Raw genomic sequence first — 25,740 nt, 5'->3', positions numbered from 1 at the left:
TCAGAGCTTGCCAACGGCAACGTGTCCCAGCAGCTGGTTCACGGTCGCGTGCATGATTTCAGTCACCGGTTGCGGCCAGATGCCCATGGCCAGGGTGCATGCGGCAAGAACGCCGAGGATCAGCATTTCGCGGGCGTTGATGTCTTTCAGTTCGGCAACATGGCTGTTGGCGACCGCGCCGAAGATGACGCGCTTGTACATCCACAGCGTGTAGGCCGCGCCCAGGATCAGCGTGGTGGCGGCGGCGAAACCGGTCCAGAAGTTGAACTGCAGCGCGCCGAGCACCACCATGAATTCGCCGACGAAACCGGACGTCGCCGGCAGACCGGCGTTGGCCATCGCGAACAGCAGGAAGAAGGCGGCAAACTTGGGCATGGTGTTCACGACGCCGCCGTAGTCACCGATGTTGCGGGTGTGCATGCGGTCGTACAGCACGCCGATGCACAGGAACATCGCTGCCGAAACGAAGCCGTGCGAAATCATCTGCACCAGCGCGCCCTCTACACCAAGCGGATTGAAGATGAAAAAGCCCAGCGTGACGAAACCCATGTGCGAAATCGACGAGTACGCGACCAGCTTCTTCATGTCGGTCTGCGCCAGCGCAACCAGCCCGATGTAGATCACCGCGATCAGTGACAGACCGATGACGATGGGCGCGAAGTGGGTTGCTGCATCCGGCACGATGGGCAGCGAGAAGCGCAGGAAACCATAGGCGCCCAGCTTCAGGCCGATCGCCGCCAGCACCGCCGAACCGCCGGTCGGCGCCTCGACGTGGGCGTCCGGCAGCCAGGTATGCACCGGCCACATCGGCACCTTCACCGCAAAGCTCGCGAAGAAGGCCCAGAAGATCAGCGATTGCGCCGCCATCGCCAGCGGCTCGCGGTGCCAGTCGAGGATGCCGAAGCTGCCGCTCTTGTGGAACAGGTAGAGCAGTGCGATCAGCATCAGCAGCGAGCCGAGCAGCGTGTAGAGGAAGAACTTGAACGCGGCGTAGACGCGGTTCTTGCCGCCCCAGATGCCGATCACCAGGTAGAGCGGGATCAGCGACGATTCGAAGAAGACGTAGAACAGGATGCCGTCGAGCGACGAGAAGATGCCGTTCAGCAGGCCCGACATGATCAGGAAGGCCGCGTTGTACTGCGACACCTTGGTTTCGATCACCTGCCAGCCCGCCATGATCACCAGCAGCGTGATGAAGCTGTTCAGGATGACGAAAGGCATCGAAATGCCGTCGACACCGAGGTGGTAGTTGATGTTGTAGTCGCGCACCCACGGCATCAGCTCGACGAACTGCATCGACGCACTCGATGGATCGAAGCCGGTGTAGAGCGGAATCGTGATCAGGAAGCCGAAGATCGCGGTCACCAGCGCGATCAGCTTCGAGAACGCGACGTTGCGGCCATCGCCGCTGGCCAGCACCAGCAGGCCGCCAGCAATCGGCAACCAGATGGCGAGACTGAGAAGGGGAATATCGGTCATTTCTTTATTTGTCTGGCTTGCTCAACGACCGGTCCGGCCGGCTGTGCAGAAGCACTCCCTTGAATCACACGCAGCAGGCGGCAGCTGCACCGCCCGCACCCCATCACTTGAAGCCCAGCCTCCACAGCAGCAACAGGCAGACGCCGATCACCATTGCAAAAGCGTAGCGGTAGATGTAACCGGTCTGGATGCCACGCGCCAGGCGCGCGAAGGCGCCGACGGCCGAAGCGGAGCCATTGACCAGCACGCCGTCGATCACGGTGCGATCACCGGCGGCCCACAGTCCGCGGCCGAGCGCACGCGCGCCGCCGGCAAACACCACTTCGTTGAACTTGTCGAAGTAGTACTTGTTTTCGAGCAGCGTGTTGATCGGGCGGAAGATCGGCGCGACGCGACCCGGCAGCGACGGCATCGCGATGTACATGATCCAGGCCAGTACCACGCCACCCAGAGCCAGCCAGAAAGGCAGCGCGGTCACACCATGCAGTGCCATGCCGGTCGCGGTGGTGAAGTGCTTGCCAAGTTCGGCCAGCGTGTCGTGTTGCGGCAGCACTTCGACGACGCCGGAGAACCAGTCGCCGAACAGCATGGGCTGCACCGTCCAGAAGCCGATGCCGACCGACGGAATCGCCAGCAGCACCAGCGGCAGCCACACCACCCAGGGTGACTCGTGCGGCTTTTCGCCCGGTGCCAGGCCGTGGTGTTCATCGGCGTGATCGTCGTCGTGCGCCGCGTGATCGTCACCGTGAGCCGCATGGGCGTGATCATCCTTCGCGGCGTGCGCCGCCTTCGCGTCGTGCGCAGGCGCGTCGTGATGGTCGTGATGCGCCTTGCCGAAGTTTTCCGGACCGTGGAATACGCGGAAGTACATCCGGAACGAATAGAAGGCGGTCACGAACACACCGGCGACGACGCAGAAGTAGGCATAGCCCGCACCGGGGATGGTCGAGAAATGCACCGCCTCGATGATGGAATCCTTCGAGTAGAAGCCGGACAGGAAGGGCACGCCGATCAGCGCGAGCGAACCGAGCAGCGACGTGAACCAGGTGATCGGCATGTACTTCCACAGGCCGCCCATGTTGCGCATGTCCTGATCGTGGTGCATGCCCATGATGACCGAGCCGGCACCGAGGAACAGCAGCGCCTTGAAGAAGGCGTGCGTCATCAGGTGGAACACCGCCGCCGAGTAGGCCGACACACCGAGCGCCACCGTCATGTAGCCGAGCTGCGACAGCGTCGAGTACGCGACCACGCGCTTGATGTCGTTCTGGATGATGCCGAGGAAGCCCATGAACAGCGCCGTCGTCGCGCCGATCACCAGCACGAAGGACAGTGCGGTCTCCGACAGCTCGAACAGCGGCGACATGCGGGTCACCATGAAGATGCCGGCCGTCACCATCGTCGCCGCGTGGATCAGCGCGGAAATCGGCGTCGGGCCTTCCATCGAATCCGGCAGCCAGACGTGCAGCGGAACCTGGGCCGACTTGCCCATCGCGCCGATGAACAGGCAGATGCACACGGCCGTCAGCAGCGGCCAGTCGGTGCCGGCCACCGTCATCGCGACCAGTTCCTCGCGCTTGGCGAACACTTCGGCGTAGTTGAGCGTGCCGGCGTAGGCGGCGATCAGGCCGATGCCCAGCAGGAAGCCGAAATCGCCGACGCGATTCACCAGGAAGGCCTTCAGGTTGGCGTAGATCGCGGTCGGGCGCTTGAACCAGAAGCCGATCAGCAGGTAGGACACCAGACCGACCGCCTCCCAGCCGAAGAACAGCTGCACGAAGTTGTTGCTCATGACGAGCATCAGCATCGAGAAGGTGAACAGCGAAATGTAGGAGAAGAAGCGGTTGTAGCCGGGGTCTTCCGCCATGTAGCCGATGGTGTAGAGGTGCACCATCAGCGACACGAAATTGACGACCAGCATCATCATCACGGTGAGCTTGTCGATCTGGAAACCGATTTCCATCGTCAGGCTGCCGCTGGTCGCCCAGGTGTAGAGCGCACCGTTGAAACTGTTGCCGGCCTGCACGTCCTGGAAGATGACCCACGACGCGACCAGCGACACCGCGACGCCGAGGATGGTGACGCTGTGTGCCACCCAGCGCGGGATGACGCGGCAGAACAGACCGGCGATGATCGCGCCGATCAGCGGTGCGAGCGGGACGAGCAGATAGAGCTTTTGCATCGAGGTCATGTCGCTCAACCTTTCAGGCTGTCGAGATCATCGACGTGGATGGTGTTCAGGTTGCGGAACAGCACCACGAGGATGGCCAGCCCGATCGCGGATTCCGCGGCGGCTACGGTGAGGATGAAGAAAACGAAGATCTGGCCGGACGGGTCGCCCAGGTAATGCGAGAAGGCGACGAAATTCATGTTCACCGCCAGCAGCATCAGTTCGATCGCCATCAGCAGCACGATGAGGTTCTTCCGGTTCAGGAAGATGCCGACGACGCTGATCGCGAACAGCAGCGCACCGAGCACCAGGAAGTGGGACAGCGATAGGGAGAGCAGTGATGTCATGTCGTGCGCTTCGTTTCTCAGTCTTTTTCGGCCGGCATCGACACCAGGCGGATGCGGTCCTCGCGGCGCACCGCGATCTGCTTCGCCGGGTCCTGGAACTTGGTGTCCTTGCGCTTGCGCATCGTCAGCGCGATGGCGGCGATGATGGCCACCAGCAGGATGACCGCCGCCAGCTCGAACGGATACACGTACTCGGTATAGATGAGCCGGCCCAGTTCCTTGGTGTTGCTGTAGTCGGCCGCCGGGGCTTCCGGCGCCGGCGCTCCGGCCGCCGAGAAGTAGCGTGCGCCGAGCACCGCGACCATTTCGGCCAGCATCAGGCCGGCGACGATCAGGCCGGGCACCAGATTTGCCCAAAAGCCTTCGCGCAGGCGCTCGATGTTGATGTCCAGCATCATCACGACGAACAGGAACAGCACCATCACCGCACCTACATAGACCAGCACCAGCGCGATGGCGAGAAACTCGGCGCGCAGCAGCATCCACACGCCACCCGCCGTGAAGAAGGCCAGCACGAGATAGAGCGCCGCGTGCACCGGGTTGCGCGCGGTGATCACGCGCAGCGACGCCAGCACCAGAATCGTGGCGAGAAAGTAGAAGACTGCAGTATGGAAATCCATCATCTATATATGTCGTTTTTATCCGTTCCCTGAAGTACCGCCCGCGCAACGGCGCGCGGACCGGCACCCGTCAGCGGTATTTCGCGTCCGCTTCCCTGTCGCTGGCGATCTGGCCTTCATAGCGGTCACCGACCGCGAGCAGCATCTGCTTGGTGTAGTAAAGGTCGCCGCGCTTCTCGCCGTGGTACTCGAGCACGCGCGTTTCGACGATGGCATCGACCGGACAGGCTTCTTCGCAGAAACCGCAGAAGATGCACTTGGTCAGATCGATGTCGTAGCGCGTGGTACGACGCGTGCCGTCGTCGCGCTGGTCGGATTCGATCGTGATGGCCATTGCAGGGCACACCGCTTCGCACAGCTTGCACGCGATGCAGCGCTCTTCGCCGTTGGGGTAGCGGCGCAGAGCGTGCAGGCCGCGGAAACGCGGCGACTGCGGCGTCTTCTCTTCCGGAAACTGGATGGTGATCTTGCGTGCGAACAGGTGACGGCCGGTCAGCGCCATGCCCTTCAGCAGTTCGGTCAGCATCAGACCGCCAAACATGTCTTTCATCGATCCCATGACGCGTCCTTCACTTCCAGATCGACAGCGGGGACATCATCCAGCCGCCGATGAACACGAGCCACACGATGGTGACGGGAATGAACACCTTCCAGCCCAGACGCATGATCTGGTCGTAGCGATAGCGCGGAAACGTCGCACGCAGCCACAGGAAGAAGAACAGGCAGAACGAGGTCTTGGCGGCGAGCCAGAAGATGCCGTCAGGCAGGAAACCCACCGGCGACAGCCAGCCGCCAAGGAACATGATCGACGTGAGGCAGGCGATCAGGATCATGTTCGCGTATTCGGCCAGGAAGAACAGCGCGAACGCCATGCCCGAATACTCGATCATGTGACCGGCCACGATTTCCGACTCGCCTTCGACGACGTCGAACGGCGAGCGATTCGTTTCCGCCACGCCGGCAATGAAGTAGACGACGAACATCGGCAGCAGCGGCAGCCAGTTCCACGACAGCACACCGACACCCATGTCGGCGAACATGCCCTCGCCCTGCCCGCGCACGATGTCCGACAGGTTCAGGCTCTGCGACACCATCAGCACGGTCACCAGCGCAAAGCCCATGGCGATTTCGTAGCTGACGATCTGCGCGGCGGAACGCAGGCTGCCGAGGAAGGCGTACTTCGAATTCGACGCCCAGCCGGCGATGATGACGCCGTACACCCCCATCGACGTGATGGCCATGATGTACAGCAGGCCGGCATTGATGTCGGCCAGCACCATGCCTTCACTGAACGGAATCACCGCCCAGGCGGCCAGCGAAGGCGCAAGGGCGAGCACCGGAGCCAGCACGAACAGCATCTTGCTCGATGCCGACGGCAGCACGATTTCCTTGAACAGCAGCTTCAGGCCGTCGGCGATCGGCTGCGCCAGACCGCCCAGAAACTTGATGCCGAAGAAGGTGACGCGGTTCGGGCCGTTGCGCACCTGCATCCAGCCGATGATCTTGCGCTCGGCCAGCGTCAGGTAGGCGACACAGCCGAGCAGCGGCAGGATGATCGCGAAGATCTTGACCACGGTCCATACCGGCAGCCAGGCGGCGCCGAGCAGGTCCTGCACGGGTTGCAGCAGCGCGTCCATTACACGGCCTCCGCTGTCAGGGTGCCGGTCAGGCTGCCCAGTGCCGCCGTCTGCGGCCAGCCGGCCGCCACGCGGACGCAATCGGCCGGCACCGTGTCATCGAGCGCCAGATCCAGTTCGCAGGACGACGCCGCGCCGTGCAGGCGTACCCGCTTGCCTGGCGCCAGACCGAACTGCGCAGCCGTTGCGCTGTGCATGCGGGCAACCGGCACGGCGGAGTCGCGTGCGGCAGCCAGTGCGGGCGCACGACGCACCGTGGCGTCATTGCGGTAGATCGGGAAGTCAGCCACGCGCTGCAGCCCGTCCGGCGACGCGGTGCTCGCCAGACTGACGCCCGTCGCCACATTGCCCAGCGCCGCATCGGGCAGCCAGCCGGTTGCGCCGGACAGCGCCTTGTCGCGCACGGCTTCCGAGGTGTCGAAATCGAAACCCGGCAATTCGAGCAGGCTGCCGAGCACACGCAACACCTTCCACGCCGGACGGCTGTCGCCCCTGGGGCGCACGACGGCATGGAAACTCTGGATGCGGCCTTCGCAGCTCACGTAGGTGCCGGAGGTTTCGGTGAAGGGCGAAATCGGCAGCAGGCAGTCGGCGTAATCCAGGCCGGTCTTGAACGGCGACATCACGATCACCGTATCGGCTGCCCGCAGCGCGGCAAGTGCGGCGGGCGGATTCGCCGAATCCACTTCCGGTTCGGTATTGAGCAGCACCACGGCGTGCAGACCGGCCGCGAGCATGTCGTGCGCATTCAGGCCCGATTGCGCGCCCACTACCTGAGCGCCGACACTGTTGGCCGCTTCGACCAGATAGCCGAACTGTGCGCCGGTGATGTCGGCCAGTGCCTGCGCCAATATATGAAGCTCGGCGGCATTGCTCGCCTGCTGCACGACCGAGCCGAGGAAAATCGCGCGACCGCCCTCGCCTTCGTCAATGAGGCTTTGTGCAATGCGCAGCCCGCCATCCGTCACCGGGCCGGCTTCGACACCAGCCGGCACGGCAACGCTGCGGATCTGCGCTGCGGCGCGCACCAGCGCGGCCAGTTCGGCAGCCATCGCCGACGGCGCGACGGTGATGCGTTCGTACAGCGTCATCAGCCAGTCGCTGCCATCGACACCCAGTGCGCTGACGTGGGTACCGTGACGCGCGGCCTGACGCAGACGCTGGGCGATCAGCGGGTGATCCTTGCGCAGGAAGCTGCCGACCACCAGTGCGGCGTCGAGCTTCGACACGTCGGCGATCTTCATGCCCAGCCAGGGTGCGCCGGAAAGCTTGCCGTCGAGCGAAAAATCACTCTGGCGCAGGCGGTGATCGATGTTGCCCCCGAGCCCGCGTGCCAGCTGGCCGGCGAGATACAGTTCTTCGGTGGTCGAATACGGAGCGGCCAGCACGCCGATCTTGCCGGCGCCATGGTCGCGCGCCACACGACGCAGCCCGTTGGCAACGTATTCAAGCGCGGTCTGCCAATCGACTTCCAGCCACTGACCATCCTGCTTGATCATCGGCTTCGTCAGGCGCTGATCGCCGTTCAGCGCTTCATACGAGAAGCGGTCGCGATCGGAAATCCAGCACTCGTTGACCTCTTCGTTCTCCAGCGGCAGCACGCGCATGACCTGATCATGCTTGACCTGCACCACCAGATTGGTACCGAGGCTGTCGTGCGGACTCACCGTCTTGCGACGGGACAGTTCCCAGGTGCGGGCCGAATAGCGGAACGGCTTGGAGGTCAGCGCGCCGACCGGGCACAGATCGATCATGTTGCCGGACAGCTCGGAATCGACCGTGTGGCCGACGAAGGCCATGATTTCCGAATGCTCGCCGCGGTTCGCCATGCCCAGTTCCATGACACCGGCGATTTCCTGTCCGAAACGCACACAGCGCGTGCAGTGGATGCAGCGCGTCATGTCGGTCGAAATCAGCGGGCCGAGGTTCTTGTTGAACACGACGCGCTTTTCTTCCTGATAGCGCGACGCCGATGCGCCGTAGCCCACTGCCAGATCCTGCAACTGGCACTCGCCGCCCTGATCGCAGATCGGGCAGTCGAGCGGGTGGTTGATCAGCAGAAACTCCATCACGCCCTTCTGCGCGGTGATGGCCTGATCCGAATGCGTCTGCACCTTCATGCCGTTGGTGACCGGCGTGGCACACGCCGGCAGCGGCTTGGGCGCGCGCTCGACCTGCACCAGGCACATGCGGCAATTGGCGGCGATGGACAGCTTCTTGTGATAGCAGAAATGCGGGATGTGCACGCCCAGACGGTTGGCGGCGTCCATCACCGTGCTGCCGTCCGGCACTTCCAGCTTCTGGCCGTCGATTTCGATCTCTAGCATGCTGCGTGGTCCACGTAGATACGGCTGCCTTCGCGCTGCACGTCGACCGGGACGAGGCAGCGCTTGTGTTCGATGTGATATTCGAACTCGGAGCGGAAATGCTTGATGAAGCTCTTGACCGGCAGCGCCGCCGCGTCGCCCAGGGCGCAGATGGTGCGGCCGGCGATGTTGGTGGCGACGTTGTCGAGTACATCGAGGTCGTCCGGACGGCCCTGACCGTGCTCGATCCGGTGCACCATGCGGTACAGCCAGCCGGTGCCTTCGCGGCACGGCGTGCATTGGCCGCACGATTCCTCGTGATAGAAATAGGACAGGCGCTCGAGCGACTTCACCATGCAGGCACTTTCGTCGATCACGATGACCGCGCCTGAACCCAGCATCGAACCTGCCTTGGCGATGGCGTCGTAATCCATCGTGCAGTCCATCATGACGTCGGCCGGCAGCACCGGTGCGGATGAACCGCCCGGAATGACCGCCTTGAGCTTGCGCCCGCCGCGCATGCCGCCGCACATGTCGAGCAATGTGGCGAACGGCGTGCCGAGCGGAATCTCATACACGCCCGGACGATTGACGTGACCGGACACCGAGAATATCTTGGTGCCGCCGTTGTTCGGCTTGCCCAGCGCGAGGAAAGCCTCGCCGCTGTTCGCAATGATCCAGGGGATCGCGGCAAACGTTTCGGTGTTGTTGATCGTCGTCGGCTTGCCGTAAAGACCGTGACTGGCCGGGAACGGCGGCTTGAAACGCGGCTGCCCCTTCTTGCCTTCGATCGATTCGAGCAATGCGGTTTCTTCGCCGCAGATGTAGGCGCCCCAGCCGTGGTGCGCGAACAGCTCGAAGTCGAAGCCCTTGCCCATGATGTTCCTGCCGAGGAAACCGGCGGCGCGCGCTTCGGCCAGCGCCTCCTCGAAGCGGGTGTACAAGGTCCACACTTCGCCGTGGATGTAGTTGTAGCCGCGGCTGCAACCCATCGCGTATCCGGCGATGATCATGCCTTCGATGACCATGTGCGGGTTGTAGCGCAGCAGGTCGCGGTCCTTGAACGTTCCCGGTTCGCCCTCGTCGGAATTGCACACGACGTATTTGTCCATCGGGAACTGGCGCGGCATGAAGCTCCACTTCAGGCCCGTCGGGAAACCTGCGCCGCCGCGGCCGCGCAGGTCGGATTTCTTCACTTCGGCGATGACCTGTTCCTGCGTCATGCCGGTTTCGAGAATCTTGCGCAGGGCAGCGTAACCGCCGCGCTTCACGTAGTCGGCCAGACCCCAGGTCCGGTCGCCATCCAGCCCTGCGAGCAGGATCACGGGCAGTTCGGTCGCGGCATTCATTTGAGTTCGTCCAGCAGTGCGTCGATGCGTTCGCGGGTCATCCAGCTGCACAGGCGCGTGTTGTTGACGATGATGGCCGGCGCGTCACCGCAAACGCCCATGCACTCGCCTTCCTTCAGCGTGAAGCGGCCATCCGGTGTCGTTTCGTTGAAGCCGATGCCGAGCTTTTCCTTCACGTATTCGGCCGCCTGCTCGCCACCCGACAGCGCACAGGGCAGATTGGTGCAGACCGTGACCTTCCAGCGGCCGACCGGCTTGACGTCATACATGTTGTAGAAGGTCGCCACTTCCATCGCCGCCATCGGCGGGATGCGCAGATGCTGCGCCACCGCTTCGATCGCGTCCGGCGACAGCCAGCCGTTCTGTTCCTGCGCAATGCGCAGGCCGGCCATGACCGCCGAAATGGCCTGGCCTTCGGGGTACTTCGCGACTTCGCGGTCAATCGCCGCGCACGACGCTTCAGTCAGCGTGAAAGTCATTCTGTCCATGCTCATCGATCACTCATCGATCTCTTACCGGTCTATCTCGCCGAACACGATGTCCATCGTGCCGATGATGGCGACCACGTCGGAAATCATGTGGCCGCGCGACATTTCATCCATCGCGGCCAGATGCGCAAAACCGGGGGCGCGAATCTTCAGCCGGTAGGGTTTGTTCGCGCCGTCGGACACCGCATAGATGCCGAACTCGCCCTTCGGGTGTTCCACCGCCGCGTAGCATTCGCCTTCCGGTACGTGGATGCCTTCGGTGAACAACTTGAAGTGGTGGATCAGCTCTTCCATATTGCCCTTCATCGCTTCGCGCGACGGCGGTGCCACCTTGTGGTTCTCGGTGATGACCGGGCCGGGATTGACGCGCAGCCAGTCGATGCACTGACGGATGATGCGATTCGACTGGCGCATTTCCTCGATGCGCACCAGGTAGCGGTCGTAGCTGTCGCCATTGGTGCCGATCGGGATGTCGAAATCCATGCGGTCATACACTTCATACGGCTGCTTCTTGCGCAGATCCCAGGCGATGCCCGAACCACGCAGCATCGGGCCGGTGAAACCGAGTGCCTTGGCACGTTCCGGCGTCACGATGCCGATGTCGACCAGACGCTGCTTCCAGATGCGGTTGTCGGTCAGCAGGGTTTCGTACTCATCGACATAGCGCGGGAAGCGGTCGGTGAAGTCCTGCAGGAAGTCGAGCATCGAGCCGCTGCGGTTCTCGTTCAGCCGCTTGATGGCATCGGCATTCTTGAACTTGTTCAGTTCGTACTTCGGCATCGAATCCGGCAGATCGCGATAGACGCCGCCCGGCCGATAGTAGGCGGCATGCAGACGCGCGCCGGATACGGCCTCATAGGCGTCCATCAGGTCTTCGCGCTCGCGGAACGCGTACAGGAACACCGTCATCGCACCGACGTCGAGCGCATGCGCGCCCAGCCACAGCAGGTGGTTCAGGATGCGCGTGATTTCGTCGAACATGACGCGGATGTACTGCGCACGTTCCGGCACCTCGAGCTGCAGCAGCTTCTCGATCGCCATGCAGTAGGCGTGCTCGTTGCACATCATCGACACGTAGTCGAGCCGGTCCATGTACGGCACGCTCTGGATCCAGGTGCGCGTTTCGGCGAGCTTTTCGGTGCCGCGATGCAACAGGCCGATGTGCGGATCGGCGCGCTGCACGACTTCGCCGTCGAGTTCGAGCACCAGACGCAGCACACCGTGAGCCGCCGGATGCTGCGGCCCGAAATTCATCGTGTAGTTGCGGATTTCAGCCATGACCGACGTCCCCGTAATGCTCTTCGCGCACGACGCGCGGCGTGACTTCGCGCGGTGCGATGCTGACCGGCTGATAGATGACGCGCTTCTGGTCGGGGTCGTAGCGCATTTCGACATGACCGGAAATCGGGAAATCCTTGCGGAACGGATGGCCGACAAAACCGTAATCGGTCAGCAGGCGGCGCAGGTCGCCGTGGCCGGTGAACATGATGCCGAACAGGTCGAACGCCTCGCGCTCGAACCAGTTGGCCGCCGGCCAGATGTCGTTGACCGACGCGATCACCGGAAAATCTTCGTCCTGGATCAGCGCGCGCAGGCGCAGGCGCAGGTTGGACGCCACCGACATCAGGTGGCACACCACCGCATAGCGCGCACCTGAAGAGCGTGTCGCATGCGTCGAATAGTCGATGCCGCACAGGTCGATCAGTTGTTCGAACGGCACGTCTGCGTGGTCGCGCAGCGCAAGCGCCATGTCGTGATAGTCGGCGGAACCGACTTCCAGTGTCAGTTCGCCGAGCGCGGACGTCGTTGTCCGGATGCGTTCGCCGAACTGCGCGAGCAATGTCTCGCGCAGGGATTCAAGCCGTGAGCTCATGATGTTCAACGCGCGATCGTGCTGGTGCGGCGAATCTTGTTCTGCAGTTGCACCAGACCGTAAATCAACGCCTCGGCTGTCGGAGGACAGCCCGGCACATAGACATCCACCGGCACGATGCGATCACAGCCGCGCACCACGGAATAGGAGTAATGGTAGTAACCGCCACCGTTGGCGCATGACCCCATGGACAGCACCCAGCGCGGCTCGGGCATTTGGTCATACACACGACGCAGCGCCGGGGCCATCTTGTTGCACAGCGTGCCGGCGACGATCATCAGATCGGACTGGCGCGGGCTGGGACGGAACACGATGCCGAAGCGGTCAAGGTCGTAGCGCGACGCACCGGCCTGCATCATTTCGACGGCACAACAGGCCAGACCGAAGGTCATCGGCCACAGCGAGCCCGTGCGCGTCCAGTTGATCAGCTTGTCCAGCTGCGTCGTGACGAAGCCTTCCTGCAGTACACCTTCAATGCTCATCGCTCAATCCGTCGAAAAAACTGCAAGTACCGGGGGGAACAGCCAGCGTGTTCATTCCCAGTCTAGTGCGCCCTTCTTCCATTCGTAGACAAACCCCACAACGAGGATGCCGAGGAAGATCATCATCGCCACGAAACCGAACATGCCGATCTCTTCGAGCACGATGGCCCACGGGAAGAGAAAGGCGATTTCAAGGTCGAACAGGATGAACAGAATGGCCACGAGGTAATAGCGGACGTCGAACTTCATCCGCGTATCTTCGAACGCTTCGAAGCCACATTCGTAGGGGGACAGCTTTTCGGGGTCGGGGCGACTGGGCCCGACGAGCTTGCCGGCGAGCATCGGCACGAAACCGAAGGCGACGCCGATCAGGATGAACAGAAGGACCGGGAAATATTCGATCAACATGACGGGTTGTTCATGCGTAAAAACAGTTCCGGCGACACGGCGAGTAGTCCGGGGCCGGCATCGACACAGGGGCGGATGAACCCTGCATCACGTTGCACTGCAGCGTGAAACGCGCGGAGTATAGCGCGTTTCACATCAGCCGAAACCTACTTGGGAATATCGGCAGCCTTCGAATCGGGATTCTGCACTTCGGGCGCCTGAGGCGCGGCCGGCACGGCAGGAACCGTCACCCCCTTGGCTGCGTCGATGACCGAACTGGCGCCGGAGCGCGGCTGGTTGGTCGCAATGTAGCTCAAGCCGAGGCTGGTGCAGAAAAACACTGCCGCCAGCGCACCGGTGGCACGGCTGAGGAAGTTGGCCGAACCGGACGAGCCGAACAGGCTGCCCGACGCACCACCGCCGAACGCGGCCCCCATGTCTGCGCCCTTGCCATGCTGCAACAGCACAAGAACGATCACCGCAATGCCGACCAGAACGTGGACCGAAAGTACGACTGAAAAAACGATGCCCATCAAATCACCTCAGGATGCAGCAGCAGCTGCAACGATGGCGAGGAAATCCCCCGCCACCAGCGCCGCGCCGCCAATAAGACCGCCGTCAATATCAGGCTGGCTGAAAAGTTCGGCTGCGTTTTGCGGCTTGACACTGCCGCCATAAAGAATCGATGTGCGCGCTGCGACTGCCGAACCGCACAGTGCTTCAAGGCGCGCACGAATGAAGGCGTGTACCGCCTGCGCCTGCGCCGGCGTGGCCGTCACGCCGGTGCCGATGGCCCACACGGGCTCGTAGGCGATCACGCAGCGCGCCAGGGCCTCGCTTCCGATGCGCTCATGGACCGCAATGAGCTGCCGCTCGACCACCGACTCGGTCACGGCACGTTCGCGCTCGTCCAGTGTTTCGCCGACGCAAACAATCGGAATCAGGCCGGATGCCAGCGCGCTTTCTGTCTTGGCGGCGACCAGTTCGTCGCTCTCGCCGTACAGCGCACGCCGCTCGGAGTGGCCCACGAGTACGTATTGACAGTGGAAATCCGCCAGCATCGCGCCCGATACTTCGCCCGTGTAGGCGCCGTTTTTCAGATGCTCGCTCAGGTTCTGGGCACCCCAGCCGACATGGGACCCCGCAAGCAGTTCGGCCGCCTGTTGCAGATAGGGGTACGGCACGCAGACCACCACCGGGAAGCCCGGGGCCGGCGCATTGCGCAAGGCCTTGAGCAGATCGGCGTTCGCCGCCTGCGAGCCATGCATCTTCCAGTTGCCTACGACCAGTGTTCGCATCGCCGCCACAGTCACCTGCCAAAAGCAAAACCGCGGATTCTAGCGCATGGCCGCGCAAAAATCCGGGGTTCGCACGTCTGGCAGCAGCAGGTCAGCCGAATCGACCGGTGATGTAGTCCTCGGTTTCCTTGCGCTGCGGCTTGATGAATATCTGGTCGGTCAGGCCGAATTCCATCAGTTCGCCCATGAACATGTAGGCGGTGTAGTCGCTGACGCGCGCCGCCTGCTGCATGTTGTGCGTCACGATCAGGATGGTCACCTTGTCCTTCAGTTCGGTCACCAGTTCCTCGATGCTGGCGGTGGCGATCGGGTCCAGCGCCGATGTGGGTTCATCGAACAGGATGATTTCCGGGTCGGTCGCCAGTGCGCGCGCGATGCACAGCCGCTGCTGCTGACCACCGGACAGATTGGCGCCCAGCTCGTTCAGGCGGTTCTTGACCTCTTCCCACAGTGCCGCGCCGCGCAGCGCTTCTTCGACCCGCTCGTCGATCACCGAACGACGCTTTTCGCCGCGTACGCGCAGGCCGTAGGCGACATTCTCGTAAATCGACTTGGGAAACGGATTCGGCTTCTGGAACACCATGCTGATGCGCATGCGCACCTCGATCGGATCGACTTCCTGGTCGAGAAGATTGGTGTTGTCCGGATGCAGCAGGATCTTGCCGTCGTAGCGGTTGCCGGGATACAGGTCGTGCATGCGGTTGAAGCAGCGCAGCAGCGTCGACTTGCCGCAACCCGACGGGCCGATCAGCGCCGTCACCTTCTTTTCATGCACCGGCATGTTGATGCCCTTGAGGGCATGAAAGGCACCGTAGTGAAAATCGAGGTTCTGCACCTCGGCCTTGATGGCGATTTTTGCGTCGGTCACGGTATTCATGTCGGATCTCTCAGAATGCAGGGGGCGAAGCCGCTTACCACTTGATGTTGCGGCGCAGACGGTAGCGCAGCCAGATTGCAGTGCCGTTCATGGCCAGCGTCATCAGCACCAGCACGAATCCGGCGGCGGCTGCGTTGGCCTGGAAGGCGGCTTCCGGGCGCGATGTCCAGTTGAACATCTGGATCGGCATCACCGTGAAGGGTGCGAACAGCCAGTCGAAGTTGATGTAGGGCGCAACCTCGCCGATCGGCGACGGCGGCAGGAAAGCGATGAAGGTCAATGCGCCGATCGTGATGATGGGCGCGGTTTCACCGATCGCGCGCGCCATGCCGATGATGATGCCGGTCAGGATGCCGGCGCTCGAATACGGCAGGATGTGGTCCTTTACCGTCTGCCAGGTCGTCGCGCCGCAGGCATACGAGCCTTCACGCACCATCTGCGGAATGGCACGGATCGATTCGCGGGTTGCCACAATGACGACAGGCAGAATCAGCAAGCCCAATGTCAGGCCGGCCGACAGCACGCTCTGGCCAAAACCGAACTTGTAGACGAACAAGCCGAGCGCCAGCAGGCCATAGACGATGGACGGCACGCCGGCGAGGTTGGTCACATTGATTTCGATGATGTCGGTCACCCAGTTCTTCGGCGCGTACTCTTCCAGATAGATGCCGGCGGCGACTCCCAGCGGCACGGCAGACATCGCGGTCACGAGCATGACCAGGATGGTGCCGACCCACGCCGACAGGATGCCGGCGCTGCCCGCACGGCGCGACGGGAAGTTCGTCATGAAATCGTAGTCGAGGCGTTCCCACCCTTTCATCGCCATGTCCGCAAACAGCGCAGTGAAGGTGAGCACGCCGACCATCAGGGCGAGCACACCGATCAGCCCGAACAGCAGGTCCCAGCGCTTGTGGCGCGTGATGATGGCCCGGATGGCCTGGATATCCTGTTGATTCATCGCTCAGTACACCTCACGGAAGCGCTTGCGCAGGTAGTAGCCAAGCAGGTTGAAACACAGGGTCAGCAACATCAGCATCAGGCCGGCGGCAAAGATCGTCTGGTAGCCGATCGAGCCGTGCGGCAGGTCACCCAGCGCCACCTGCACGATGTAGGACGTGATGGTCGCGCCCGGTTCGGTCGGATTCAGCGTGAGATTCGGCTGCATGCCGGCCGCGACGGCAAGAATCATCGTTTCGCCAACCGCGCGCGAAATGCCGAGGATGTAGGCCGAAGCGATGCCGGACGTCGCCGCCGGCACCACGGTGCGCAGCGCAGTCTGCAGACGCGTGGCGCCCATGGCATACGAACCTTCGCGCAGGCTCATCGGTACCGCGCGCATCGCGTCTTCCGACAGCGAACTGACGTAGGGAATGATCATGATGCCCATGACCAGACCTGCCGACAGCAGGCTGAAGCCGGGAAGTTCCGGGAAGAATATCTGCAGTATCGGCGTGACCACGGTCAGCGCGAAGTAGCCATAGACGATGGTCGGAACGCCGCCGAGCAGTTCGAGGAAAGGCTTGGCTATTTCGCGCGTCCGGAATGACGCGAATTCAGACAGGTAGATCGCGATGATGGTACCCAGCGGCAAAGCCACCGCCAGGGCGACAAAAGAACTGGTGAGCGTGCCCGACAGCAGCACCATGATGCCGTAGTGGGCATCGTCGAACAGCGGGGTCCATTGCGTGTCGGTCAGGAAGTCCCACAGCGACACGTGTTCGAACAGCATCAGCGACTCGCTGACGAGCACATAGACGATGGCGATCGTCGTGATCACTGACACCGACGCGGCCGCGAACAGGACGAATTCGATCAGCCTTTCCTTGACGTGACGGGATGCGCGCTTGCGCAGGCGGTCGCTGACCGTATCGGGCGCACTCGACAAAGGTGCTGACATGGGCGGGGCGTTGGCGGACATTTGGGGCGCTCATTCTATCGGCCGCGGGCAGTTGCGGCGACTGGACAGCAAAAAGCCCCGGACTTGCGCCCGGGGCATCTCTGCGCCTGCTTTATTCCTTCGGATCGCGCTTGAGCAGTTCCGACACCGTTACGCCCACTTCGGCCACACCACCGAAGGCAGTGCCGGTGCGCTTCTTGGTGAAGTTGTCGAGCGCGTGCTTGTAGTCGGCCTTGGTCAGCGGCACGTACTTCACTTCCTTCACCAGTTCTTCGCTTTCGTTGAGGTAGAACTCGACGAATTCCTTGATCTCCGGGCGGCTGATTTCGGCCGCATTCACGTAGATGAAGATCGGGCGCGACAACGGCTGGTAATCACCGGCGATCACCGCTTCGAGTGACGGCAGAACCGGCTTGCCGGTCTTCGGATTGACGATGGGGACAGCCTTCAGCTTGTCCTGGTTTTCCGCGTAGTAGGCATAACCGAAGTAGCCGATCGCATTCACGTCGCGCGACACGCCCTGCACCAGCACATTGTCGTCTTCCGAGGCGGTGAAGTCGCCGCGGCTGGATTTCGACTTGCCGACGATGGCTTCAGTGAAGTAGTCGAAAGTACCCGAGTCGGCGCCCGCGCCGAACAGCTTCATCGGCGCATCCGGCCAGGCCGGATTGACCTGGTTCCACTTGGTGATCTTGCCCTGGGCAGACGGCTCCCACATCTTCTTCAGCTCTTCGACGGTCGCCTGCTTCAGGAAGGTGTTCTTCGGGTTCATCACGACAGTCAGCGCGTCGAAGGCGACCGGCAGTTCAACATACTTGATGCCGGCGGCCTTGCAGTCCGCCATTTCCTTTTCGAGGATCGGGCGCGACGCGTTCTGGATCGCGGTTTCGCCGCGGCAGAACTTCTTGAAACCGCCACCGGTGCCGGAAATGCCGACCGTGACTTGAACCTTGCCCTTCTTGGCCTTCTGGAATTCTTCGGCAACCGCTTCGGTCACCGGAAATACGGTGCTGGAACCGTCAATCTTGATCAACTCCTGAGCCAGAGCCGAGCCGGAAGCGAACAGAGCGCCAAGGGCGGCGGTCAGGGTGGCGATCTTGCGTACGTTCATCAGTAGTCTCCGTAGGGTGTCATCGTTTTCGATGCGACCTGCGCAGTCTATGAAGACTTTGTTACAGCCATGTGAAGGTGTAACAATTCATCGAACCACCCTTCCGACCGTCATCAGACCGTCTGCAGCGCCTGTTCCAGATCCTCCACGATGTCGTCGATGTGCTCGATGCCGATCGACAGGCGCACCATGTCTTCCGACACGCCAGCCCGCTTCAGTTCGTCCGGCGACAGCTGGCGATGAGTGGTCGAGGCCGGATGGCAGGCCAGCGATTTGGCGTCGCCGATATTGACCAGGCGGGTGATCAGCTTGAGCGCGTCCTGGAAGCGCGCGCCGGCCTCACGGCCTCCCTTGACGCCGAAGGTGAGCAGACCGGACGCCTTGCCACCGAAATAGCGCTGCACCAGACCATGGCTCGGATGCTCAGGCAGCCCCGCGTAATTGACCCATTCGACCTTGGGATGCGCCTGGAGATGACGGGCCACCGCGGTGGCGTTCTCGCAGTGTCGTTCCATGCGCAGACCCAGTGTTTCGAGTCCCTGCAGGATCAGAAAACTGTTGAATGGCGAGATCGCTGCGCCCATGTTGCGCAGCGGCACCGTGCGTGCCCGGCCGATGTAGGCCGCCGGCCCCAGCGCCTCGGTGTAGATCACGCCGTGATAGCTCACTTCCGGCTCGTTCAGCCGGCGAAAGCGCGCCTTGTGCTCGGTCCACGGGAAACGGCCGCCGTCGACGATGATGCCGCCGATGCTGGTGCCGTGACCGCCCATGTATTTGGTCAGTGAATGCACGACGATGTCGGCGCCGTGCTCGATCGGCCGTGTCAGCCAGGGCGACGGCACGGTGTTGTCGACGATCAGCGGCACGCCGGCGCGGTGCGCCACGTCGGCGAAGGCCGCGAAGTCGACCACGTTGCCGAGCGGATTGCCGATCGACTCGCAGAATACCGCCTTGGTGCGCGCATCGATCTTCGCCGCCGCCGAGGCCGGATCGGCCGCATCGACGAAGCGCACCTCGATGCCGTACTGCGGCAGCGTGTGCGCGAACAGATTGTAGGTGCCGCCATACAGCGCCGAGGTGGCGACGATGTTGTCGCCCGCTTCGGCGATGGTCATGATCGCGTAGGTGATCGCCGCCTGGCCTGAGGCCAGCGCCAGCGCCCCGATGCCGCCCTCGAGCGCGGCGACGCGCTGCTCCAGCACATCGCTGGTCGGGTTCATGATGCGGGTGTAGATGTTGCCCTTCACCTTGAGATCGAACAGGTCGGCCCCGTGCTGGGTGTCGTCAAAGGCGTAGCTGGTGGTCTGATAGATCGGCACCGCCACCGCCTTGGTGGTGGGGTCCGGCGAATAGCCGGCGTGAATGGCGAGCGTGTCGAGACGCATGGTCGTGTCCTCCCTGACGTTAAGGGCGGAAATCTACACGCGACGGGCATCATGCACAAAAGCGGTGCAGCAAAAACAAAATGCCGCCCCGCAGGAGCGGAGGCGGCATTTCCGGATGAAGACCGCTCTGCGTCGTCAGGCAGCCATCGCGGATCTGACGACTTCGGCCAGGCGCATCGCGAGCCGACCGACTTCCGCCGCATCCTGCCCTTCGACCATGACGCGCAACAATGGCTCGGTGCCCGACGGACGCAGCAGCACGCGACCACGCTGGGCCAGTTCACCTTCGACTTCGATGCGCGTCTGATCGATGATCGGCGCCTTGGACCAGTCGAATCCCGGGCGCAGCTTCACATTGACGAGCTTCTGCGGATAGAGCTTCAGTCCGGAGCAGGCCTGATCGAGACTCACGTCCTGCGAGCGCAGCGCCGCCAGCACCTGCAGTGCCGCGACGATGCCGTCACCCGTCGTATGGCGATCGAGGTCGATGATGTGACCCGAATTCTCGCCACCCAGGCGCCAGCCCTGCTTGTGCAGCGCTTCCAGCACGTAGCGGTCGCCGACCTTGGCGCGGGCCAGACCGACACCCATTTCGTGCAGTGCGTGCTCCAGCGCCAGATTGGTCATCAGCGTGCCGACCACACCGTTCAGCCGGCCTTCGCGCAGCCGCTGGCCGGCGATCACGTACAGCAGTTCGTCACCATCGTAGATGCGACCGGAAGCGTCGCACATCATCAGGCGGTCGGCGTCGCCGTCCAGCGCGATGCCGATATCCGCACCGAAAGTGCGGACCGCCTCCGACAGCGATGCCGGCGCCGTGGCACCCACGCCGTCATTGATGTTCATGCCGTTCGGGCTGCAGCCGACGCACACGACCTCGGCACCCAGTTCGTGGAACACCTTGGGCGCGATCGAATACGCTGCACCGTGCGCGCAGTCGAGCGCGATCTTCAGCCCGCGCAGATCGAGTTCGGTCGGGAAGGTGCTCTTGCAGAATTCGATGTAACGGCCCGGCGCATCCTCGATGCGGCGCGCCTTGCCCAGTCGCGACGACTCCATGCAGCCCATCGGTTCGTCGAGCAGTGCCTCGATCTGCAGTTCGACCTCGTCGGGCAACTTGGTGCCGCGCGCGGAGAAGAACTTGATTCCGTTATCTTCGAACGGGTTGTGCGAGGCGCTGATCACGACGCCTGCCTGCAGGCGCAGCGCACGTGTCAGATAGGCGACGGCCGGTGTCGGCACCACCTTGGCCAGCATGGTGTCGACCCCGGCTGCAGCAAAGCCTGCTTCCAGGGCGGCTTCGAGCATGTAGCCCGACACCCGCGTGTCCTTGCCGATCAGCACCGCCGGGTGCTCACCGGCTGGCAGGTGTTCGGTGGCCACCAGCACGCGTCCGGCTGCATAGCCAAGCCGCATCACGAAATCGGGGGTGATCGGCGCCTGACCGACACGGCCACGCACGCCATCAGTACCGAAATAACGTCTCGACATCTTGTTCGTCTCCTCAAGGGCGGTCCGGGAAAACCCCTGCGACCTGCCAGACAGCCAGCGCATCGCGCGTCGCCGCCACATCGTGTACCCGTACCATCCATGCACCCCGCGCAACGGACGCAAGCGCCGCCGCCACACTGGCAGCCACGCGATCCGTGACCGGACGCCCGGTCAGCCGCCCCAGCACGGATTTGCGGGACAGGCCGACCAGCAACGGGTAACCGCATCCGGCCAGATCGGTCAGCCCCCGGATCAATTCGAGGTTGTGCGCCGAGGTCTTGCCGAAACCGAAACCCGGATCGAGCATGATGCGCGACCGGTCAACGCCCGCATCCTGCGCCCGCCGGGCGCTTTGCAGAAGGAAATCAGTCACCTCACGGCATACATCGGCATAACTCGGCGAAAGCTGCATGGTTTGCGGCGTGCCCTGCATGTGCATGATGCAAACACCGGCATCGGTCGCCGCGACAACGTCCAGCGCGCCGGATGCGCGCAGGCCGTTGATGTCATTGACCAGCGACGCGCCCGCGGCCAGAGCCGCCCGCATCACCTCCGGTTTCCAGGTGTCGATCGACAGCGGCACGCCCAGGCCGGACAGCGCTTCGATGACCGGTACGACCCGACTCAGCTCTTCTTGCGCAGATACCGGATCGGAGCCCGGACGGGTGGATTCGCCACCGATATCCAGCACATCGGCGCCATCGGCGATGAACTGTCGAGCCTGCGCCACGGCGCGTTCAAGGTCGAAGGCCACGCCGTCGCCCGAGAATGAATCCGGCGTGGCATTGACGATGCCCATGATCAGCGGGCGGTCGAGCGGAAGGCGGTAGTCACCGCAGTGAAAGCTTCGGGCGGCAGAAGGTGCGTTCATGGCGCTCACAAAAGAAAACCGGAGGCATCAGCCTCCGGTCGGGGTTGCAGCGCAGCGCCGGTCAGGCCGGCGCGGCGGCACTCGGGGCAGCGCCCGGCGTATTGCTGTCGGCCGACGGCTTCGGCGGACGCGACGTGGGCTTCGGCGGGCGGACCGGCCGGCTGTTCATCACGTCATCGATCTGGTCGGCGTCGATGGTTTCGAAGTCCAGCAGCGCCTGGGTCATCGCCTCGACCTTGTCGCGGTTCTCCTCGAGCAGGCGTCGCGCTTCGGCGTAACGATCATCGATGATGCGGCGGATTTCGGCATCGACGCGCTGCATGGTCGTTTCCGACATATTGCGGTGGGTGGCCATCGAACGGCCTAGGAACACCTCGCCCTCTTCCTCGCCGTACACCATGGCGCCCATCAGATCCGACATGCCCCATTGCGTCACCATCCTGCGGGCCAGATCGGTCGCGCGCTGGAAGTCGTTCGCCGCCCCGTTGGTCATCTGGTGCATGAATATCTCTTCCGCGATGCGCCCCGCCAGCATCATCGAAATGAGCTGCAGGCAGTATTCCTTGTCGTAGCTGTAGCGGTCCTTTTCGGGCAGCGACATCGTCACGCCCAGCGCACGACCACGCGGGATGATCGTCACCTTGTGGACCGGATCGCACTTGGGCAGCAGCATGCCGACGACGGCGTGGCCGGACTCGTGATAGGCGGTGTTCCGCTTTTCTTCCTCGTCCATGACCATGGTGCGGCGCTCGGCACCCATGATGATCTTGTCCTTGGCGCGCTCGAAATCTTCCATGTCGACCACGCGCTTGTTGCCGCGCGCAGCGAACAGCGCCGCCTCATTGACAAGGTTGGCCAGGTCGGCGCCGGAGAAACCCGGCGTACCGCGGGCGATGATTTCCGCCTTGACGTCCGGTGCGAGCGGTACCTTGCGCATGTGCACCGCAAGAATCTGTTCGCGACCGCGGATATCCGGCAGCGGCACCACCACCTGACGGTCGAAGCGGCCCGGGCGCAGCAGCGCGGGATCGAGCACGTCCGGCCGGTTGGTCGCAGCGATCACGATGATGCCGGTCTGACCTTCGAAGCCGTCCATTTCGACCAGCAACTGGTTCAGCGTCTGTTCGCGCTCGTCGTTGCCGCCGCCCATGCCGGCACCGCGCTGACGACCGACCGCATCGATTTCATCGATGAAGATGATGCAGGGCGCCTGCTTCTTGGCCTGTTCGAACATGTCGCGTACGCGTGCCGCGCCCACGCCAACGAACATTTCAACGAAATCCGAACCGGAAATCGAGAAGAAGGGCACCTTCGCTTCTCCGGCGATCGCCTTCGCAAGCAATGTCTTGCCGGTACCCGGTGACCCCACGAGCAGGACGCCCTTCGGAATGCGGCCGCCCAGTTTCTGGAATTTCGACGGATCGCGCAGGAATTCGACCAGTTCGACCACTTCCTCCTTCGCCTCGTCGCAGCCCGCGACATCGACGAAAGTGATGGTATTGGTCGATTCATCGAGCAGCCTGGCCTTCGACTTGCCGAACGAGAACGCGCCACCACGGCCGCCACCCTGCATCTGACGCATGAAGAAGATCCAGACGCCGATCAGCAGCAGCATCGGGAACCACGACACGAAAATGCTCATCAGGAAGCTCTGTTCTTCCTCCGGCTTCGCGACCACCTTGACATTGCTCTTCAGCAGATCGCTGACCAGCCAGATGTCCTGCGGCGGTGCGTAGGAGGTGATGCGCTTGCCATCCACGGTCGCCGCATTCAGCGTCCGGCCCTGGATTTCAACCTTTGCAATGCGCCCTGCCTTGACCTCGTCAAGGAATTCGGAGTATTCGACCGTGCCCTGTGCAGTCTGGCGCTGGTTGAACTGGTTGAAAACCGTCATCAGCACGATGCCGATCACGAGCCAGATTGCTAGATTTTTGAACATGTTGTTCAAGGCAGTTCCTCAGTATCACGATGGCCGGGGAACCGGCCGGATCAATGCAGCAACAGACAGACCAGACAACGCGCTTTATGTTCCGGGTCCGGGGCACGACTTTTCAGGCAGACGGCTCGCCGCGCCTGCCGCGACACAGAAGATACACCTCTGCACTGCGGTCGCGCGAACTGTCAGGTTTTCGCACGGACACGGTATCGAAAAGCTGTTCCATGTCGCGCCGCAGCGCGTCGAAGCCGGTGCCCTGGAACACCTTGACGAGCATGTCACCGCCGCTCTTCAGGTACTCGCGCGAAAACTCCAGCGCCAGTTCCAGCAGGTGGATCGAACGGGCCTGATCGGTCAGCGCTATTCCGGTCAGATTGGGGGCCATGTCCGACAATACAAGCCCGACTGGCCGACCGTCCAGTGCAGTCACCAGCTGGCCGAGCGTATCGTCTTCGCGAAAGTCACCCTGGATGAAATGAACACCGGTCACGGGCTCCATCGGCAACAGGTCGAGCGCGATCACGCGACCACCCGGCAAGGTCTTCTTCGCCGCCACCTGCGACCAGCCGCCGGGCGTGCTGCCCAGATCGACCACCACCTTGCCGGGGCCGAGCAGGCGGTCGCGCTCATCGATCTGAAGCAGCTTGAAGGCGGCGCGCGAACGATAGCCCTGCGCCTGCGCCTGCTTGACGTAAGGATCGTTGATGTGGTCGTGCACCCACTGGCGGCTGGTTTTGTTCTTTGCCATGACTTAGACTTGCGCGCCTTTACGGATTAAGCACATGTTGACCCTTTCGCCTGACGAACGCCGCGCCCTTCGCGCCAGCGCCCATCCGCTCAAACCGGTCGTGATGATTGCCCAGAACGGGCTGACGGACGCCGTTCTGAAGGAGATCGAGCTCGCGCTGAATTCGCACGAACTGATCAAGGTGAGGGTGTTCGACGCCGGGCGCGAACAGCGCGACGCCTGGCTGACAGCGGCCTGCGAGGCGCTCGGCGCCGCCCCGATCCAGCGCATCGGCAACATTCTTGTGCTGTACCGTCCGAATCCGGCGCTGCATGTCGTGGCAGCACCGCCTGCCGCACCGGTGCGCAAGACACGCGCAAACGCGGGCGACAAACCTTCGGCCGGCAAGCCGGTACCGACACGCAGCAAGCCGGCCAAGCCGATCGCCGGCCGACGCGGTGTGGCGCGCAACGCCAAACCCGCCAGCACCTTCAAGGCGCGCGGCCGGTAAGCACCGGGCCGCGAAGGCGGTTTTTCAGACGTAGCGCACATCCACGATTTCGTACTCGCGCACGCCGCCCGGTGCCTGCACCTCGGCCATATCGCCTGCGTACTTGCCGATCAGCGCTCGGGCGATCGGCGAATTCACCGAAATCATGCCGGACTTCAGATCCGCCTCATCGTCACCGACGATCTGGTAGCTCACCGGCTTGCCGGCCCCTACATCTTCCAGATCGACCGTCGCGCCGAAGACCACGCGCCCTTCGGCATCCAGCGTCTTCGGATCGATGACCAGCGCGTTGGCGAGTTTGCCTTCGATTTCCTGAATGCGCCCCTCGACAAAACCCTGACGCTCCTTCGCCGCGTCGTACTCGGCGTTTTCGGACAGGTCGCCATGCGAGCGCGCTTCGGCGATCGCGGCGATCACGCCCGGGCGATCGACGGTTTTCAGGCGGTGCAGTTCCAGCTTCAGCTTTTCGGCACCCGCCACGGTAAGAGGTACGCTCAT

At 62.9% G+C, this 25,740-nt stretch carries 26 protein-coding genes; 1 reads left to right on the top strand and 25 read right to left on the bottom strand.

Going from position 1 to position 25,740, the window contains the following annotated elements:
* The 24 genes from BSY238_RS15865 to BSY238_RS15750 all read right to left on the bottom strand — a co-directional run bounded on the left by BSY238_RS15865 (nt 1) and on the right by BSY238_RS15750 (nt 24,752).
* On the bottom strand, nt 1-1,479 hold the full coding sequence (locus BSY238_RS15865; protein WP_069039999.1) for an NADH-quinone oxidoreductase subunit M: 1,479 nt from the start codon (nt 1,477-1,479) through the stop codon (nt 1-3).
* 103 nt (nt 1,480-1,582) lie between these two features.
* Nucleotides 1,583-3,670: an NADH-quinone oxidoreductase subunit L gene (gene nuoL / locus BSY238_RS15860; protein WP_069040742.1), complete on the bottom strand. Its 2,088-nt coding sequence runs from the start codon at nt 3,668-3,670 to the stop codon at nt 1,583-1,585.
* Between the two features lie 5 nt (nt 3,671-3,675).
* Complete coding sequence (nuoK, locus tag BSY238_RS15855; RefSeq protein ID WP_069039998.1) at nt 3,676-3,996, bottom strand: NADH-quinone oxidoreductase subunit NuoK; 321 nt, start codon at nt 3,994-3,996, stop codon at nt 3,676-3,678.
* A gap of 17 nt (nt 3,997-4,013) precedes the next feature.
* Complete coding sequence (locus BSY238_RS15850; RefSeq protein WP_069040741.1) at nt 4,014-4,616, bottom strand: NADH-quinone oxidoreductase subunit J; 603 nt, start codon at nt 4,614-4,616, stop codon at nt 4,014-4,016.
* A gap of 70 nt (nt 4,617-4,686) precedes the next feature.
* On the bottom strand, nt 4,687-5,175 hold the full coding sequence (gene nuoI, locus BSY238_RS15845) for an NADH-quinone oxidoreductase subunit NuoI (RefSeq protein WP_069039997.1): 489 nt from the start codon (nt 5,173-5,175) through the stop codon (nt 4,687-4,689).
* A 10-nt stretch (nt 5,176-5,185) separates the two neighbouring features.
* On the bottom strand, nt 5,186-6,253 hold the full coding sequence (gene nuoH, locus BSY238_RS15840; RefSeq protein WP_069039996.1) for an NADH-quinone oxidoreductase subunit NuoH: 1,068 nt from the start codon (nt 6,251-6,253) through the stop codon (nt 5,186-5,188).
* Entirely contained in the window at nt 6,253-8,580 is a 2,328-nt protein-coding gene (nuoG, locus tag BSY238_RS15835) for an NADH-quinone oxidoreductase subunit NuoG (RefSeq protein WP_069039995.1), read from the bottom strand. Before nuoG ends, nuoH begins: the two co-directional genes overlap by 1 nt.
* A complete protein-coding gene (gene nuoF / locus BSY238_RS15830) occupies nt 8,574-9,908 on the bottom strand; it encodes an NADH-quinone oxidoreductase subunit NuoF (RefSeq protein ID WP_069039994.1) in 1,335 nt (444 codons plus the stop codon). The genes nuoG and nuoF overlap by 7 nt, the downstream gene beginning before the upstream one ends.
* The gene (nuoE, locus tag BSY238_RS15825; RefSeq protein WP_069039993.1) at nt 9,905-10,387 is read right to left on the bottom strand and encodes an NADH-quinone oxidoreductase subunit NuoE; all 483 of its coding nucleotides are present in this window, start codon (nt 10,385-10,387) and stop codon (nt 9,905-9,907) included. The genes nuoF and nuoE overlap by 4 nt, the downstream gene beginning before the upstream one ends.
* Nucleotides 10,388-10,420: 33 nt before the next feature.
* On the bottom strand, nt 10,421-11,674 hold the full coding sequence (locus BSY238_RS15820) for an NADH-quinone oxidoreductase subunit D (RefSeq protein WP_069039992.1): 1,254 nt from the start codon (nt 11,672-11,674) through the stop codon (nt 10,421-10,423).
* Entirely contained in the window at nt 11,667-12,269 is a 603-nt protein-coding gene (locus BSY238_RS15815) for an NADH-quinone oxidoreductase subunit C (RefSeq protein WP_069040740.1), read from the bottom strand. Before BSY238_RS15815 ends, BSY238_RS15820 begins: the two co-directional genes overlap by 8 nt.
* Nucleotides 12,270-12,274: 5 nt before the next feature.
* Nucleotides 12,275-12,751: a NuoB/complex I 20 kDa subunit family protein gene (locus BSY238_RS15810; RefSeq protein WP_018411439.1), complete on the bottom strand. Its 477-nt coding sequence runs from the start codon at nt 12,749-12,751 to the stop codon at nt 12,275-12,277.
* A gap of 51 nt (nt 12,752-12,802) precedes the next feature.
* Nucleotides 12,803-13,159 (bottom strand): NADH-quinone oxidoreductase subunit A, encoded by a 357-nt coding sequence (locus BSY238_RS15805; protein ID WP_069039991.1) that lies wholly within the window; start codon nt 13,157-13,159, stop codon nt 12,803-12,805.
* A 146-nt stretch (nt 13,160-13,305) separates the two neighbouring features.
* On the bottom strand, nt 13,306-13,671 hold the full coding sequence (secG, locus tag BSY238_RS15800; protein ID WP_069039990.1) for a preprotein translocase subunit SecG: 366 nt from the start codon (nt 13,669-13,671) through the stop codon (nt 13,306-13,308).
* A gap of 9 nt (nt 13,672-13,680) precedes the next feature.
* Nucleotides 13,681-14,436, bottom strand: coding sequence for a triose-phosphate isomerase (tpiA, locus tag BSY238_RS15795; protein WP_083224073.1), 756 nt, complete (start codon nt 14,434-14,436; stop codon nt 13,681-13,683).
* Between the two features lie 91 nt (nt 14,437-14,527).
* Complete coding sequence (gene pstB / locus BSY238_RS15790; protein ID WP_069039989.1) at nt 14,528-15,313, bottom strand: phosphate ABC transporter ATP-binding protein PstB; 786 nt, start codon at nt 15,311-15,313, stop codon at nt 14,528-14,530.
* A gap of 34 nt (nt 15,314-15,347) precedes the next feature.
* Nucleotides 15,348-16,271: a phosphate ABC transporter permease PstA gene (pstA, locus tag BSY238_RS15785; RefSeq protein ID WP_069039988.1), complete on the bottom strand. Its 924-nt coding sequence runs from the start codon at nt 16,269-16,271 to the stop codon at nt 15,348-15,350.
* A gap of 3 nt (nt 16,272-16,274) precedes the next feature.
* The gene (gene pstC / locus BSY238_RS15780; RefSeq protein WP_069039987.1) at nt 16,275-17,231 is read right to left on the bottom strand and encodes a phosphate ABC transporter permease subunit PstC; all 957 of its coding nucleotides are present in this window, start codon (nt 17,229-17,231) and stop codon (nt 16,275-16,277) included.
* Between the two features lie 91 nt (nt 17,232-17,322).
* Nucleotides 17,323-18,321: a PstS family phosphate ABC transporter substrate-binding protein gene (locus tag BSY238_RS15775; RefSeq protein ID WP_069039986.1), complete on the bottom strand. Its 999-nt coding sequence runs from the start codon at nt 18,319-18,321 to the stop codon at nt 17,323-17,325.
* Between the two features lie 113 nt (nt 18,322-18,434).
* Nucleotides 18,435-19,706 carry an O-acetylhomoserine aminocarboxypropyltransferase/cysteine synthase family protein gene (locus BSY238_RS15770; protein WP_069039985.1) on the bottom strand — a complete coding sequence of 424 codons (1,272 nt, stop codon included), beginning with the start codon at nt 19,704-19,706 and terminating at the stop codon, nt 18,435-18,437.
* A 135-nt stretch (nt 19,707-19,841) separates the two neighbouring features.
* Nucleotides 19,842-21,197 (bottom strand): phosphoglucosamine mutase, encoded by a 1,356-nt coding sequence (glmM, locus tag BSY238_RS15765; RefSeq protein WP_069039984.1) that lies wholly within the window; start codon nt 21,195-21,197, stop codon nt 19,842-19,844.
* Between the two features lie 13 nt (nt 21,198-21,210).
* Nucleotides 21,211-22,068, bottom strand: a complete 858-nt coding sequence (gene folP, locus BSY238_RS15760; protein ID WP_069039983.1) for a dihydropteroate synthase — start codon at nt 22,066-22,068, stop codon at nt 21,211-21,213.
* Between the two features lie 61 nt (nt 22,069-22,129).
* Nucleotides 22,130-24,016, bottom strand: coding sequence for an ATP-dependent zinc metalloprotease FtsH (ftsH, locus tag BSY238_RS15755; RefSeq protein WP_069039982.1), 1,887 nt, complete (start codon nt 24,014-24,016; stop codon nt 22,130-22,132).
* Nucleotides 24,017-24,119: 103 nt separating this feature from the next.
* The gene (locus tag BSY238_RS15750; RefSeq protein ID WP_069039981.1) at nt 24,120-24,752 is read right to left on the bottom strand and encodes an RlmE family RNA methyltransferase; all 633 of its coding nucleotides are present in this window, start codon (nt 24,750-24,752) and stop codon (nt 24,120-24,122) included.
* 34 nt (nt 24,753-24,786) lie between these two features.
* Here BSY238_RS15750 and BSY238_RS15745 point away from each other — a divergent pair, with 34 nt between their 5' ends.
* Nucleotides 24,787-25,242, top strand: coding sequence for a YhbY family RNA-binding protein (locus BSY238_RS15745; protein WP_069039980.1), 456 nt, complete (start codon nt 24,787-24,789; stop codon nt 25,240-25,242).
* Between the two features lie 24 nt (nt 25,243-25,266).
* Here BSY238_RS15745 and greA read toward each other — a convergent pair whose 3' ends face one another.
* Nucleotides 25,267-25,740, bottom strand: a complete 474-nt coding sequence (greA, locus tag BSY238_RS15740; protein ID WP_069039979.1) for a transcription elongation factor GreA — start codon at nt 25,738-25,740, stop codon at nt 25,267-25,269.

Origin of the sequence: Methyloversatilis sp. RAC08, assembly GCF_001713355.1 — a bacterium.
GTDB lineage: Bacteria > Pseudomonadota > Gammaproteobacteria > Burkholderiales > Rhodocyclaceae > Methyloversatilis.
The sequence above is the reverse complement of the archived record's forward strand: the minus strand, read 5'-3'. Positions and strand labels throughout refer to the sequence as shown.

Coding starts and splice junctions, on each gene's coding strand:
- tpiA (WP_083224073.1), bottom strand. CDS start 14,436: ATGCGAACACTGGTCGTAGGCAACTGGAAGATGCATGGCTCGCAGGCG.
- BSY238_RS15745 (WP_069039980.1), top strand. CDS start 24,787: ATGTTGACCCTTTCGCCTGACGAACGCCGCGCCCTTCGCGCCAGCGCC.
- BSY238_RS15815 (WP_069040740.1), bottom strand. CDS start 12,269: ATGAGCTCACGGCTTGAATCCCTGCGCGAGACATTGCTCGCGCAGTTC.
- folP (WP_069039983.1), bottom strand. CDS start 22,068: ATGAACGCACCTTCTGCCGCCCGAAGCTTTCACTGCGGTGACTACCGC.
- BSY238_RS15810 (WP_018411439.1), bottom strand. CDS start 12,751: ATGAGCATTGAAGGTGTACTGCAGGAAGGCTTCGTCACGACGCAGCTG.
- BSY238_RS15775 (WP_069039986.1), bottom strand. CDS start 18,321: ATGAACGTACGCAAGATCGCCACCCTGACCGCCGCCCTTGGCGCTCTG.
- pstB (WP_069039989.1), bottom strand. CDS start 15,313: ATGAATACCGTGACCGACGCAAAAATCGCCATCAAGGCCGAGGTGCAG.
- nuoE (WP_069039993.1), bottom strand. CDS start 10,387: ATGACTTTCACGCTGACTGAAGCGTCGTGCGCGGCGATTGACCGCGAA.
- BSY238_RS15820 (WP_069039992.1), bottom strand. CDS start 11,674: ATGGCTGAAATCCGCAACTACACGATGAATTTCGGGCCGCAGCATCCG.
- nuoF (WP_069039994.1), bottom strand. CDS start 9,908: ATGAATGCCGCGACCGAACTGCCCGTGATCCTGCTCGCAGGGCTGGAT.
- glmM (WP_069039984.1), bottom strand. CDS start 21,197: ATGTCGAGACGTTATTTCGGTACTGATGGCGTGCGTGGCCGTGTCGGT.
- BSY238_RS15770 (WP_069039985.1), bottom strand. CDS start 19,706: ATGCGTCTCGACACGCTCGCCATTCACGCCGGCTATTCGCCGGACCCC.
- pstA (WP_069039988.1), bottom strand. CDS start 16,271: ATGAATCAACAGGATATCCAGGCCATCCGGGCCATCATCACGCGCCAC.
- pstC (WP_069039987.1), bottom strand. CDS start 17,231: ATGTCCGCCAACGCCCCGCCCATGTCAGCACCTTTGTCGAGTGCGCCC.
- nuoI (WP_069039997.1), bottom strand. CDS start 5,175: ATGGGATCGATGAAAGACATGTTTGGCGGTCTGATGCTGACCGAACTG.
- nuoH (WP_069039996.1), bottom strand. CDS start 6,253: ATGGACGCGCTGCTGCAACCCGTGCAGGACCTGCTCGGCGCCGCCTGG.
- BSY238_RS15865 (WP_069039999.1), bottom strand. CDS start 1,479: ATGACCGATATTCCCCTTCTCAGTCTCGCCATCTGGTTGCCGATTGCT.
- nuoL (WP_069040742.1), bottom strand. CDS start 3,670: ATGACCTCGATGCAAAAGCTCTATCTGCTCGTCCCGCTCGCACCGCTG.
- nuoK (WP_069039998.1), bottom strand. CDS start 3,996: ATGACATCACTGCTCTCCCTATCGCTGTCCCACTTCCTGGTGCTCGGT.
- BSY238_RS15805 (WP_069039991.1), bottom strand. CDS start 13,159: ATGTTGATCGAATATTTCCCGGTCCTTCTGTTCATCCTGATCGGCGTC.
- secG (WP_069039990.1), bottom strand. CDS start 13,671: ATGGGCATCGTTTTTTCAGTCGTACTTTCGGTCCACGTTCTGGTCGGC.
- nuoG (WP_069039995.1), bottom strand. CDS start 8,580: ATGCTAGAGATCGAAATCGACGGCCAGAAGCTGGAAGTGCCGGACGGC.
- BSY238_RS15750 (WP_069039981.1), bottom strand. CDS start 24,752: ATGGCAAAGAACAAAACCAGCCGCCAGTGGGTGCACGACCACATCAAC.
- BSY238_RS15850 (WP_069040741.1), bottom strand. CDS start 4,616: ATGGATTTCCATACTGCAGTCTTCTACTTTCTCGCCACGATTCTGGTG.
- greA (WP_069039979.1), bottom strand. CDS start 25,740: ATGAGCGTACCTCTTACCGTGGCGGGTGCCGAAAAGCTGAAGCTGGAA.